This window comes from Shivajiella indica (genome assembly GCF_042683085.1).
GTDB lineage: Bacteria > Bacteroidota > Bacteroidia > Cytophagales > Cyclobacteriaceae > Shivajiella > Shivajiella indica.
In genome coordinates, this window is the sequence record NZ_JBHUIV010000005.1 from 1 (window position 1) to 13,259 (window position 13,259).

Here is a 13,259-nt window from a genome sequence, read left to right on the forward strand (position 1 = left end):
TCTTTCTTAATTGTGTCGTTTCGTATCCAGCACTTCAATGAACTTTTTCCGCCTCTCAAGGCAGAACCGTCGGCCCATATGGCCGATCTTTTTTCCCGATCATTCCGAACAGGACTGCAAAGGTAAATCAAAATTTTATTTTTCCAAAACCTAAAAATTAAATTATTATTTTTCTTTTAGGCTTTGTTAAATTAAATATTGAATAAATATTGGGTGAGTTTATTCAGTGTCCCGTCGTTTGGGTTTGCAAAGGTGCAACACTTTTTTGAATTACAAAAGCACTATGGAAAATATTTTCCTTTTTGGAAGAATATGACTGATAATCAGATAAAAAAATAAACAACAACTTCTCCATCATCAATATTTAAATGTAGGCAACCTTTTCTTTCTGCCTTTATCAATCAGTTGCTCCACAAAAGAATAACGAAAAGAAATCTCATGTGCCCCACCTGAATTCCTCCAGCCCAAATCCGAAAGGGTAAAGTCATAACTGTAACCTAAATCAACCCCATTCTGCAAAGAAAACCCCAACATAACTATTAAAGCTTCATTATTTGGAAGCCCTATCCTGGTAGGTAAGCCTCTATACCACAACCCTAATACAATTGGTTCAAAATAAAGTTCAGTTCCAATATCCAATTGATCATATAAACCTTGTCGCTTGTAATTGAATGCAAAAGACAAAGTTCTTTCCTGTCTGGTATTATTGAAGTAATCGTTGATAAAACCAGGTTCTAAATCAAACTTGATTCCACCATGCGCAGAATATTTCAAAGGAAGAAAGTCCTCTTCTGCTTCCAAGTAGGAAATATTGGGTTGGGTCAGGTGATGAAGTGAGGATCCCAACCAAATTTTATTATTATAAAAAAGCAATCCGGTATGCAGGTCGGGAAAACTCCTTTGCCTATCATCAGGTAATCCCGGACCTGGTCCAGGCAAAACCATTCCTCTATTAATATCCAATTGGGTACTTAAGACTACATCATCAAAGGCTGCGGAACGGGTCACATAACTTCCCTGAATCCCCATGTGCAGGAAACTGTTCTCCCCAAATTGAACCCTATAGGAATAAGCCAAACCTATTTCATAATTGGATAAATTGGTAAGGCTTTGCATGTTTCCATTGAAAATCAGTCCAATTCCTGAATTTTTATCTTTAATAAAATGATCAAAATAGGCCGAATAAGCAATAAAAGTCTGATCCAGAGACGGCCATTGATTCCTGAAATTAACCCCTACCCTTGTCAGCTCTGAACTTCCCGCAAATGCCGGATTCAAATACAAGGGTGCGGCATAAAATTGGGAAAATTGAATGTCCTGTCCTTGAACCTGCCAAATGGGGAAAATTGTAAGCAATATAAAAATCCAATTTCTCATCTTATCAAAGAAAATGTCCCACTTTCTTCAATGAACTCGCCATCGATAGAAACCATATTCACCCTATACACATAATTCCCGGCAGGAGCCAATTCCCCGTTGATCCTACCGTCCCACCCATCAGTATCCAAGACATCTGTGCGGAAAAGCATATTTCCCCAGAGGTTAAAAATCAATAGCTCCATATTTACAATACCTTTTGTTTTAGGTCTGAAAAATTGATTTTCTTCCATAGTGGGAGTAAACCCGGTCGGAAACATGACCCTGTAAGATAATGTCAAAGGAACTTCCATTTCAAAGGACTTCTCACAGCCCAATTCATTAGTGACCGTAAGTTTTACCTTAAAGTTCCCCTTCTTTCCAAATACATGGACAGGTGAACTCAAGGTACTTGTATTTCCATCATCAAATTCCCACAACCATGAAACCACGCCCCCGGTTGATAAATCATTAAACCTTATTGGATCATCAATAAATATACCCCCTTCTTCTTCTGTCTTGATGCCGGTTCCATCAGCCTCATAATCAAACCTGGCAACTAAAACCTCTGTAACAATCTTCACTTCAAAGGCCACGGGCTCTGACCAACAGGATAAATCCTTATGTTTAATTCTTAAAAAGTAAGTCCCAGAAATATTCACTGATGCCATTTCTTCATTTTCCAGAAATAAGCCCAAAGGAGTTTCTAATTGATAATCATAAAGCTCAAGATCATAATTAGTTATATAATCCCTAATATCCAATGTCATTCCAACCCTACAACCTACTACAGGAGAATCAATCTCAAGGGAAGGAAAAGACGGAATGATAATTTCAAAAAGATTTGATTTTGCCGGACAGTTTTTGGAATTGTAAGCAATCACTTGGTAAACGCCAGCTTCAGATGCCAACCATTCCCCTGTATTGGACCCTGGAATCAGTTCATCGTTTTTATACCATTCAAAAGAGAAGTAGGCTTCATCGCCGATTGCCTTTAACAAAATCCCTTCCCCTTCACATCTCCTAGCTTGATCAATTTCCGGATCAAAGCCTTCCGCTACCAAACTCACTGGATCAGGAGATTCCTGGATCAACAAGCTAATATATTTCCCTTTGGAAGTTTTGCCATAATTATCCGTTACTGTATAATATACCTTGACTGTATCATCAATATATTCCGGATTTGGAAAAAAAGTGAATTTACCACCTTGGTCCGCAGCCCTAAAAACCCCTTGGGGAAGCTCCAAAACCCTGTTTTCAGGTCTGCATTTTGCTCTGGAACACACATCTGCATCTTCTGCTTCAATTTCTTCCAAAGAAGCGTAAAACTGCAGACAAGCTATTTGGGAGTTTTCGTTAAACAATTCCACTTCGTTTGAAGTGATCTCAAAAGTGTTTTCCTGACTGGCGCAAGATGCCTTGTCGTCAATGTTTTTTGCCAATGGTTCTTCCAGTCCGTCTAAATCATACACTTCCACGATGAGGTCATCGATTTCGTGAATATTGGTCAAGCCGCCGGTAGATCCCGCGAAGCCGACTTTTAGGTTTTGGGGAGCTATAAAATAATAAGGTCGATCAAAAATCGTCAGCATTTTCGGCTGACCTGGAACAGTGGTTACCATCATCCTTACTGTTAAAAAAAAACCACCCTCTTCAGGATTAGGCTGCAATTCAATAAATACTTTTCTATAGCCCGGAGTATTGGGATCTTTAACTCTGTTTGCATTAAACCCTCCTGAACTTATGGGAAATTGATCATCTGGCCGCATGCCATCATTCCCAGTCTGCATTGTTCTTCTCCCTACAACAAAAGGATACCCAATCAAACCATTCCCTGGCCCCCGAACCACTACCGCATTAGGCACTAAATCCGTCCCTACTCCAAAAAAACCTCCGCTTTTTCCTTCTGCAGAATTTCCGAAATTACCAAATTCATCAAAACCAACTCCTAGATATGCCCTGGAAAGCCCTGCTTCATTGTTCCTTTGCGCATAACCCAAAGAACCTCCAAATCCACCCGGTGAAAACACAGGAGTCTCCGCATCAAATAAAAAAAAGGACAGGCCATCGGCTCCACTTCCCCCATAGCTGTAATATTCAAAAGAAGCTTTTAATCCATAAGTTGATGAAAAAGGAATATCAATATAAATGAATCCATTTTGATCAACTACAGCATCGGTAAGCCGGATCACACCATCGGTCAACCTGGCGCTTCCTCCAAATATTGTGTTATCCTGGACTGTTCCACCTTCAAATGATTCACAGTAAGGGAATCCCAATTGCGCTTTGGAAACATTTGGTAAAAAAGAATAAACAAGTGCCAAAAAAGTAACACTAAAAATTAATCTTAAACTAAAAGTATTTCCCATTGCTTTCATTGAAGAAACCGTAAACCCGATTTTTTGAAATTACAGATTATCCCCAAAAATAAAAAGCTTCCCGGAATGGGAAGCCTTTTATTGTTTATTTCATTATCGTCTGTGTCCTGTCCGGTCCAACTGAAACCATCTTGATAGGAACTCCAAGTTCTTCTTCCAGATAAGTGACATAATCTTTCAATTCTTTTGGAAACTGATTATACTCCCGTACCTCAGCCAGAGAAGTAAACCATCCTGGAACAGTTTTGTAAACAGGTTTCGCATCCTCTGTATTGAGTTCATATGTCAACCTATCTACTCTACTTCCATCCGGTAATTCATAATGGGTACAAATTTTGATTTCTTCAAAAATATTGAGAACATCAGCTTTCATCATAAACAATTGGGTCACCCCATTGATCATGATTGAATACTTTAAAGCAGGAAGATCAATCCAGCCACATCTTCTGGGCCTTCCTGTGGTTGAACCAAATTCATTTCCTTCTTTTCTCATAGCCTCTCCCACCCCATCAAATAATTCGGTGGGAAATGGCCCACTTCCAACCCTTGTACAGTATGCCTTAAAAATTCCAAATACCTCTCCTATTTTGGATGGTGCCACCCCTAAGCCAGTACATGCACCAGCCGCCATGGTATTACTGGATGTAACAAATGGATAACTTCCAAAATCTATATCCAACAATGAACCCTGTGCCCCTTCAGCCAAAACTTTTTTCCCTCCATTCAGGTGATCATTCACTTCATATTCACTGTCAACTAAATTCAAGGTTTTAAAAAATTCTACTGCATCAAAGAATGCCTTTTCCAATTCAGTCAATTGCGCCAAATCAAATTCATAAAAGGAAAGGATAGTTTTATGCTTTTCTACCAATGCCTGGTATTTCTCCAAAAAATCATCCGAGAGAATGTCCCCTACCCTCAATGCCAGCCGACCTATTTTATCCTGATAGGTAGGCCCTATTCCTTTCAAGGTGGATCCTATTTTTTTATCCCCTTTGGATTTTTCGTAAGCGGCATCCAATAGTTTATGCGTAGGGATAATTATCGTAGCTTTTTTTGAAATAAAAAGGTTCTTTTTGAATGAAATATTGAATTTTTGCAATCCCTCGATTTCTTTTTTCAAAATGACGGGATCCAACACAACACCATTTCCAACTATATTTTGAATATTCTCTCTGAAAATTCCTGATGGGATCTGATGTAACACATGCTTGATACCATCAAACTCCAAAGTATGCCCTGCATTTGGACCTCCCTGGAATCTTGCGACCACATCATATTGAGGTGCCAATACATCAACTACCTTACCTTTACCCTCATCACCCCACTGCAGGCCTAATAGAATATCCATTTTCATTATAATAAAATTTAAAAGTTTATTGGTTTGTCTTTTTGAAGCGTGAAATTTGGAATAAGGATAAATAATTGCAAGGAAATGGTGAATATTTAGGAGAATTTTTTCTTGGTTTCCTCTACAGAGTCAAATACAGTGAAGATATTATTCAGTTTGGTAATGATAAGTAACTTTTTCACATGTTCAGACGGTGATGTAAGGTAAACTTCACCTCCTACATTTCTCATTTTGGTCAGCATAGTGATCAAAAGACCTATCCCACTTGAACTGATATATCTTACTTCACTAAGGTCCACTACAAAGTTTTTGATTTTTTCATTTACCGCATCAGATACAAATTCCACGAGTTGAGGTCCAACTTCATCTCCTATCAAATCCCCTTTTACAAATAAAAAATAAGCTTTTTTACCCTTTTCTAAATTATATGTTAATTTCATATCAATGGTTTGTTTTCGCAGTTTTCTTTCTTACAATTACCATAGAGTATTAAAGAATGGTGGAGTACCTGAAAATTCAATATATCCCCTACTGTATTTTGAATGTTCTGAATTCTAGGATCACAAAATTCAAGGACTTTATTGCAGTCCACACAAATCAGATGATCATGTTGTTTATAACCATAGCATTTTTCAAATTGAGCCAGATTCTGACCGAATTGATGTTTGGTCACCAGGTCACATTCCACCAAAAGATCCAATGTATTATAAACGGTAGCCCGACTTACTCTATAGTTTTTGTTCTTCATACTGATGTACAGCGATTCAACATCAAAATGACCGGTTCTACCATATATTTCCTCCAAAATTGCATACCTCTCCGGTGTTTTACGAAGCTTTTTATTTTCTAAATAAGCTGTAAATATTTTTTTTACCTCATCAAAAAGGCTTTCATTTAAGGCCATGAATTACTGATTTTTGCCAAATATAACGGTTCTTATTTAGAAATGATTCAAATAGGCCCTCTGATATCATAACCTCTGGAAATATTGAAGAAAATCCTCAAAACTTTTCTCAATCAAACCTAGTCACTTTAATAATTCCTTCCACTTTGGATAAATTTGAAACCAATTTTTCCAGGTGCTGGGTACTATGCACGTATAATTTAATAGTACCTTCAAAAATACCGCTATCTGAATCAACAGTGATAGACCTCATATTCACCTTAAGTTCATTCGAGATCACTTTTGTCACATCATTGATCAACCCTACCCTGTCAGTACCCACAATCCGTAAACCTGCCAAAAATGCAATTTCCTGCTGGCTGGTCCACCTTGCTTTTATGACCCTATTTCCATGGTTTGACAGCAACTCTAAGGCATTTGGACATGAGGTTCGGTGTATCTTAATTCCTTCATTAACGGTCACAAAGCCAAATACATCATCACCGGGTATGGGATTACAACATTTCGCCAAAATGTAATCAACCACATCCATATCCTCCCCAATTAGCAACTGATCATGGTCAGGTCCCTTGAGGTTCTTGATTTCTTTTGTAAAGCTTGATTCATCTTTTACCTTGTCCAAGCTTGGTTTACTCTTTGACTTTTTCTGTTCTTTAAAATCCTTAAAACTTTTGATAGAAGTTGGATCAATTATCCCTTTTCCTACCTTATAATAAAACTCATTAGGTGTTTTGGTTTCGAAATAAGCCCTCAACTGTTCCACCACCTCAGAGTTGAAATCCATCTTCATCTGCCTCAGTTTGCGCTGGACAATTTCCTTTCCATCCATCATGGTGGATTTTTTTTCTTCCTTTAGCGCATCTTTAATTTTGGCCTTGGCTCTGGAAGTAACCACCGAATTGAGCCAATCCTCAGTCGGTTTTTGTTTGTTGGAGGTTAGAATCTCTACCTGATCCCCATTTTTCAACTTGTGGTTAATGGGAACAAGTTTTTGATTCACTTTGGCTCCAATACACTTTGCACCCACCTCCGTATGGATTTCAAAAGCGAAGTCAAGGGCTGTAGCTCCAAATGGCAGTACTTTTAAATCTCCTTTAGGGGTAAAGACAAAGACCTCATCATGAAATAAATTGCCCCTGAAGTCGTCCATAAATTCGATGGCAGACCCATCATTGGACTCCAAAAGTGTCCGGACCTGGGTAATCCATTCATCCAGACCGGATCCGCTCCTTGTTTGGGCTGCCTCTATTTCTTTATATTTCCAATGAGCAGCATATCCCCTTTCGGCAATATCATCCATGCGTACTGTCCTGATCTGAACCTCCACCCACTGCCCAGTATTACTCATCACAGTGGTATGCAGTGACTCATACCCATTGGCTCTTGGTGTACTGATCCAATCCCTTAAACGGTCAGGGTTAGGTCTATAAAAATCGGTTACGACGGAATACACCTGCCAACAGTCTGCTTTTTCCTCTTCCAGTTCACTATTGATGATAATTCTGATGGCAAACAGATCATAGACCTCTTCAAAAGGAATATTCTGCTTTTTCATCTTATTATATATGGAGTAAACAGATTTTGGTCTTCCTTTTACCGTGAATTCAAAACCCTGCGCCTCAAGTTCTTCTTCTATCGGCAACACAAAACTTTTTATGAATTTATTTCTCGATACCCTTGTCTCATTGATTTTGTTGACTATGTAATTATAGGTTTCAGTATCGGTATACTTTAGGTATAAATCCTCCAATTCAGATTTAATAGCATACAAACCCAGTCTATGTGCCAATGGCGCATATAAATACATAGTCTCAGAGGCAATTTTGAGCTGTTTATGCCTTGGCATACTTTCCAAAGTCCGCATATTGTTGAGCCTATCTGCAAGCTTGATGAGGATCACCCTTACATCATCAGATAGGGTCAATAACATTTTCCGGAAGTTTTCAGCTTGCTGGGAGGAACCATATTCAAAAACACCGGAAATTTTAGTCAGTCCATCAATAATCTGTGCGACTTTGGAACCGAATTCCCTTTCTATGTCTTCCAATTCAAGGTCGGTATCCTCCACCACATCATGTAGCAATGCCGATACTATACTTGTAGTCCCCAAACCAATTTCCTCTACACAGATGAGTGCCACTTCTAAAGGATGGTAAATGTAGGGTTCTCCTGATTTTCTCCTCATTTCCTTATGGGCCTCACTCGCTACATTAAATGCCTTTTTTATTGTTCTGGCATCACCAGGCTTAAGCATGGGTTTGGCAGTCCTGAGCAGTTTCCTGTACCGCTTTAAAATCTCTTTTCTCTCTTCTTCTAAATCTACTTGAATCATATTATTCTGGAAAGCCAAATCATATATCAAAAATAAACGCTTATTGTGTAATTATTTATCCAATTTCAAAGGATTTTTTTCTACCTACTTTTGCAAGTTTGAATTTCATTACTACCTTTGCGTCCACAATTAAGCGGATGTGGCGAAATTGGTAGACGCACTAGACTTAGGATCTAGCGCCGCGAGGCATGGGGGTTCGAGTCCCTCCATCCGCACGCTTTACAGCCCTCAATCACGGTTCCGATTTCGAAGATGCAAAATGCACTCGGATTTGAGAAATGAGATTGAGGGTTTTTAATTCAATCAAACCAAAATCAAATTACCTTGGAAATCACATTAGACAAACATTCAGCAAATCAAGCTTCAGTTAAAATTAAACTAAATGAAGCAGATTATCAACCAAAGGTTGATGCGAAACTTAAAGACTATGCCAGAAAAGCGACTATCAAGGGCTTCCGACCTGGTAAAGCACCGGTTTCTATGGTGAAAAGAATGTATGGCACCTCGGTGATGGTAGAAGAAATCAACAATCTTCTTTCTACCTCTCTGAACGATTACCTGAAATCCCAAACATTTAGAATTCTTGGTGACCCTCTTCCTGTCATTGAAGATGCTGATAAAATTGATTGGAATGAACAAAAAGAATTTGAATTTCAGTATAAAATCGGTTTTGTTGAAGATATCAAGGTGAATTTGGACGGTTCTTTAAAAGCTACTTCTTACAGCATTAAAATGGATGAAAAGGAAGTGGACAATACCATAGAAAACCTAAGAAGCCAGTATGGCAAAATGACCAATCCGGAGACAAGTGAAGAAAATGATTTCCTTTATGGTGACCTGAAGTCTGAGGATGCTTCATTTGAAAAAACATTCTCTCTTCCATTATCCAAAGTAGACAAAAAATCACTTAAAAAATTTCTTGGTTTGAAAAAAGGGGATACCGTAACCTTCGAGCCAAGTAAAACCATCAAAGAAGACCTTGCTTCCACCATTGGAATTACTGAAGAAGAGGCAGCTGAACTGAAAGGTAACTTCACCTTTACTGTTCAAAATATCAACAGAACTGAGTTGGCTGAATTGAATCAGGAGTTTTTTGACAAATTATTCGGTGAAGGACAGGTGAATTCTGAGGAGGAGATGAGGGAGAAAGTAAGGTCCATTATGTCAGAAAATTACAACAAGGAACTGAAAGTTTTCAGTGATGAAAAAATAAAAGAAAAACTGATTGAGAGTGCCCAAATTGATTTGCCTGAATCTTTCCTGAAAGAATGGTTATTAAAAGCTAATGAAGGTAAAGTAACAGAAGATCAAGTAGAAAAAGAATATCCAATTTATGCCAAACAGTTGGCATGGACTATCATTTCAAATGCCATTGCAAAAGAAAACGAAATCCAGGCTGAGCATGAAGATGTCATTGAAAAGACAAAAGAAATGATTAGAGAGCAGTTTGCTTCTTCGGGACTTGGTGCTCAATTGGAAGCCAGCATGGATATGTTTGTGGACAATTACCTAAAAGGAAACGATGGTCAAAACTACATGCAGATGTTGACTTCAGTACAAAATGATAAAGTTTTATCCTTCGTGAAAGGAAAAGCAGCGGTTAAGGAAGAAGAAATTTCCGTAGATAAATTCCAGGATTTGTTGGCAAACTAATTATCCGGATAAATCGTTATTAAAAAGTCCTTCATTAAGTAAGGGCTTTTTTTATTTTTGCACTATACAAAAAGGATAAAAACATGTTCAACAAAGACGAATTCAGAAAATACGCGGTACACAGCAGAGGTATCAGCGGCAATGCATTTGACCAATACACCACCCATGTGGAAAATATGACACGGTCAGTTATTGAAGAAAGACCGACAAATTTCAGGGAAATAGATGTGTTCTCCAGGTTGATTATGGATAGAATCATTTTCTTGGGCACTCAAGTAGATGATTTCATTGCCAATATCATCACGGCCCAATTATTGTTCCTTGAATCTACCGATCCTAAAAAAGATGTACTCTTGTACATCAACAGTCCCGGAGGTTCTGTAACGGCTGGATTGGGAATTTATGATACTATGCAATATATCAATCCTGATGTGGCGACTATATGTACAGGAATTGCAGCCTCTATGGGAGCGGTATTATTGGCCGGAGGAGCAAAAGATAAAAGATCAGCGCTCCAACATTCAAGAGTGATGATCCATCAGCCTTCAGGAGGTATGCAGGGCCAATCAAAAGATATGGAAATTTCATTAAAATTGATTCTTTCCATGAAACAGGAACTGTATCAGATATTGGCAGACCACTCAGGCAAATCTTATGATGAAATTGAAAGAGACTCTGACAGGGATTATTGGATGAGGGCTCCTGAAGCCAAAGAATATGGTCTGATTGATGAAGTTTTGATTAGAAAAAATAAATAATGGCACAAGTTACCTGTTCCTTTTGTGGAAGAAATAAAAAAGATGTAGATCTTATGGTGTCGGGCATTTCCGCCCACATCTGCAATTTCTGTATCGATCAGGCTTATCAGATTCTTGGTGAAGAGGAAAAAACCAAAAAAACAGTCAAAAAGCCTAAGTTTAAGCTTAAAAAACCCAAAGAGCTTACAGAATACCTTAACCAATATGTCATAGGTCAATATGATGCGAAAAAGGTATTGACAGTAGCTGTCTACAACCATTATAAAAGATTGGGACAACATCATTCGGAAGAAGATGAAGTCAGGATTGAAAAATCCAATATCATTATGGTGGGAGATACTGGAACAGGAAAAACTTACCTTGCCAAAACACTCGCCAAGGTATTGGAAGTCCCTTTCTGCATTGCTGATGCCACAGTTCTCACCGAAGCAGGCTATGTAGGGGAAGATGTGGAAAGCATTTTGACACGCCTCCTTCAGGCTGCAGATTATAATGTAGATGCAGCCGAAAGAGGTATTGTCTACATCGATGAAATTGATAAAATTGCCAGAAAGTCCGACAATCCTTCTATTACTAGGGATGTGAGCGGAGAAGGTGTACAGCAAGCCTTGCTCAAGCTTTTGGAAGGTACAGTCGTGAATGTACCTCCTCAAGGGGGAAGAAAACACCCTGACCAAAAAATGATAGCAGTGAATACAGAAAATATCCTTTTTATCTGTGGAGGTGCATTCGATGGTATAGGAAGGCATATTGCCAGAAGGCTAAACACCCAACCTTTGGGCTTTAATAAAGTGTATGAAGGTAAACAAGTGGATCGAAGCAACCTACTTCAATATGTCACTGCTCAGGATTTGAAATCATTTGGACTGATACCAGAATTGATAGGAAGACTTCCTGTTGTCACTCATTTGGATCCTTTGGATAAAGCTGCTTTGAGAAGCATCCTTACAGAACCTAAAAATGCCCTGACAAAGCAGTACACAAAATTAATGGAAATGGAAGGAGTAAAACTGGTATTTGAGGAAAGTGGGATTGATTATATCGTGGACAGAGCAGTGGAATACAATTTGGGTGCAAGGGGACTGAGATCTATTTGTGAAGCTATCATCACTGACGCTATGTATGAACTTCCTTCAGATGAAAGTGTGAAAGAATTGGTCATTGATGCCAAATATGCTCGGGAACAATTTGATAAATCCAAATTCAAAAAACTACAGGTAGCTTAAAGTGTAATTCGATTTTCCCAAATCGAATTTCCCTCAGCAAAGTATAGCTAATTAATCTAAAAGGGAATACCTCTCGGAATTTAGCAGTTGAATTATAGAACCGCTTAAGTTGAAAAATCTTAAGCGGTTTTTTCTTTTGAAAGATTCTCTACAAGGAGTTTGGCTGCGGTTTCAGATGCCGATTGGCTGCCAAGCTTTTCTTTGATTTCATCATATCCATTTAGAATAAAAGCCTTATACTGTATCTGGGACAAAATAAGGTTCAATTCCTGGCTCAAACGCTCCACATTAAAATCATTTTGTATCAATTCTTTCACCACTTCCCGGTCTGCAATCAGGTTTACCAGGGAAATAAATGGAACGCGGATCAATCGCTTTGCAATTGCATAGCTCAGGCCACTGGTTTTATACACCACTACCTGTGGCACCCGGAAAAGTGCTGTCTCAAGAGTTGCAGTTCCAGAGGTAACAATTGCTGCAGTAGCATGGTGCAATAAATCATACGTTTGATCCATAACAACTTTGATTCCTACATCAATTGCCGGTTTATAGAGTTCCTGTTTAAGATTGGACACACCTGCAATCACAAATTGGGCATTGGGAAACTTTTTGACAACCTCCACCATAACCTTCAACATATTTTGCACTTCCTGTTTCCTACTTCCTGGCAAAAGGGCAATGATCGGACTGTAACTCAGTTCATTTTTTTGATGAAAAAATGGATGGGGCTCAAACTTTCCGATTTCGTCCAATAAAGGATTCCCTACATATATTGCATCTACTCCAAACTTTTGAAAAAAAGCCTGTTCAAAAGGTAAGATAGAATAAACCTGATCAGTGAATTCCTTTATTTTAAATGTCCTTTTTTGATTCCATGCCCAAACTTTTGGTGGTATATAATAATGGACTGGGATATGATGGGCTTTGCCAAAAGCAGCCATTTTCATATTAAAGCCTCCATAATCCACTAAAATCAAGACGTCAGGTTTATTGGCCAAAAGATCGTTTTTGATGAGATTTAAATATTTGATGACTTTCCTAAACCCAAAAAGCACTTCAATAAAACCCATTACAGCCACTACCTCATAATGCGCAGTCAAAACCAGGCCTTCTTTTGAAGAGTAATCTCCTCCCATTCCACGGAAAGAAGCTTTTGGGTCCAAAGCCTTGATGGACCTGATCAGATTCGAGGCATGTAAATCCCCGCTTCTTTCACCTGAAATGATGTAGTATTCCATTAATTTTTACGGGAAAGATCTTGTGAAAAATTTCTATTCTAAATCAATCTAAAACTAAATTAT

Annotated in this window: 10 protein-coding genes and 1 tRNA gene; 4 read left to right on the forward strand and 7 right to left on the reverse strand. The window is 38.4% G+C overall.

Annotated elements, in window-relative coordinates; translation table 11 throughout:
- Positions 1 to 357 precede the first annotated feature (357 nt).
- The 6 genes from ACFSKV_RS02170 to ACFSKV_RS02195 all read right to left on the reverse strand — a co-directional run bounded on the left by ACFSKV_RS02170 (position 358) and on the right by ACFSKV_RS02195 (position 8,321).
- Entirely contained in the window at positions 358 to 1,377 is a 1,020-nt protein-coding gene (locus ACFSKV_RS02170) for a PorP/SprF family type IX secretion system membrane protein (protein WP_380800020.1), read from the reverse strand.
- Positions 1,374 to 3,725: a PKD domain-containing protein gene (locus tag ACFSKV_RS02175; RefSeq protein WP_380800022.1), complete on the reverse strand. Its 2,352-nt coding sequence runs from the start codon at positions 3,723 to 3,725 to the stop codon at positions 1,374 to 1,376. The genes ACFSKV_RS02170 and ACFSKV_RS02175 overlap by 4 nt, the downstream gene beginning before the upstream one ends.
- 94 nt (positions 3,726 to 3,819) lie before the next feature.
- A complete protein-coding gene (locus ACFSKV_RS02180; RefSeq protein WP_380800023.1) occupies positions 3,820 to 5,091 on the reverse strand; it encodes an adenylosuccinate synthase in 1,272 nt (423 codons plus the stop codon).
- Positions 5,092 to 5,180: 89 nt separating this feature from the next.
- On the reverse strand, positions 5,181 to 5,525 hold the full coding sequence (locus ACFSKV_RS02185) for an STAS domain-containing protein (protein ID WP_380800024.1): 345 nt from the start codon (positions 5,523 to 5,525) through the stop codon (positions 5,181 to 5,183).
- A complete protein-coding gene (locus tag ACFSKV_RS02190) occupies positions 5,522 to 5,989 on the reverse strand; it encodes a Fur family transcriptional regulator (protein ID WP_380800026.1) in 468 nt (155 codons plus the stop codon). Before ACFSKV_RS02190 ends, ACFSKV_RS02185 begins: the two co-directional genes overlap by 4 nt.
- 109 nt (positions 5,990 to 6,098) lie before the next feature.
- A complete protein-coding gene (locus tag ACFSKV_RS02195) occupies positions 6,099 to 8,321 on the reverse strand; it encodes a RelA/SpoT family protein (RefSeq protein WP_380800027.1) in 2,223 nt (740 codons plus the stop codon).
- A 133-nt stretch (positions 8,322 to 8,454) separates the two neighbouring features.
- On the opposite strand from ACFSKV_RS02195, the gene ACFSKV_RS02200 reads away from it, so the two are divergent.
- From ACFSKV_RS02200 to clpX, 4 genes are all read left to right on the forward strand, one after another.
- Positions 8,455 to 8,536 (forward strand) — tRNA-Leu (locus ACFSKV_RS02200).
- 109 nt (positions 8,537 to 8,645) lie between these two features.
- A complete protein-coding gene (gene tig, locus ACFSKV_RS02205; protein WP_380800028.1) occupies positions 8,646 to 9,974 on the forward strand; it encodes a trigger factor in 1,329 nt (442 codons plus the stop codon).
- 83 nt (positions 9,975 to 10,057) lie between these two features.
- Positions 10,058 to 10,732, forward strand: coding sequence for a ClpP family protease (locus tag ACFSKV_RS02210; RefSeq protein ID WP_380800031.1), 675 nt, complete (start codon positions 10,058 to 10,060; stop codon positions 10,730 to 10,732).
- Entirely contained in the window at positions 10,732 to 11,958 is a 1,227-nt protein-coding gene (gene clpX / locus ACFSKV_RS02215; RefSeq protein ID WP_380800033.1) for an ATP-dependent Clp protease ATP-binding subunit ClpX, read from the forward strand. The genes ACFSKV_RS02210 and clpX overlap by 1 nt, the downstream gene beginning before the upstream one ends.
- Positions 11,959 to 12,077: 119 nt before the next feature.
- On the opposite strand, the gene lpxB is transcribed toward clpX, so the two are convergent.
- Positions 12,078 to 13,196 (reverse strand): lipid-A-disaccharide synthase, encoded by a 1,119-nt coding sequence (gene lpxB, locus ACFSKV_RS02220; RefSeq protein ID WP_380800034.1) that lies wholly within the window; start codon positions 13,194 to 13,196, stop codon positions 12,078 to 12,080.
- Positions 13,197 to 13,259: the final 63 nt, after the last annotated feature.

Excerpts from the sequence above, each read along its gene's own strand:
- clpX (WP_380800033.1), top strand. The coding sequence starts at position 10,732 with ATGGCACAAGTTACCTGTTCCTTTTGTGGAAGAAATAAAAAAGATGTA.
- ACFSKV_RS02185 (WP_380800024.1), bottom strand. The coding sequence starts at position 5,525 with ATGAAATTAACATATAATTTAGAAAAGGGTAAAAAAGCTTATTTTTTA.
- ACFSKV_RS02180 (WP_380800023.1), bottom strand. The coding sequence starts at position 5,091 with ATGAAAATGGATATTCTATTAGGCCTGCAGTGGGGTGATGAGGGTAAA.
- lpxB (WP_380800034.1), bottom strand. The coding sequence starts at position 13,196 with ATGGAATACTACATCATTTCAGGTGAAAGAAGCGGGGATTTACATGCC.
- ACFSKV_RS02175 (WP_380800022.1), bottom strand. The coding sequence starts at position 3,725 with ATGGGAAATACTTTTAGTTTAAGATTAATTTTTAGTGTTACTTTTTTG.
- ACFSKV_RS02210 (WP_380800031.1), top strand. The coding sequence starts at position 10,058 with ATGTTCAACAAAGACGAATTCAGAAAATACGCGGTACACAGCAGAGGT.
- ACFSKV_RS02195 (WP_380800027.1), bottom strand. The coding sequence starts at position 8,321 with ATGATTCAAGTAGATTTAGAAGAAGAGAGAAAAGAGATTTTAAAGCGG.
- ACFSKV_RS02190 (WP_380800026.1), bottom strand. The coding sequence starts at position 5,989 with ATGGCCTTAAATGAAAGCCTTTTTGATGAGGTAAAAAAAATATTTACA.
- ACFSKV_RS02170 (WP_380800020.1), bottom strand. The coding sequence starts at position 1,377 with ATGAGAAATTGGATTTTTATATTGCTTACAATTTTCCCCATTTGGCAG.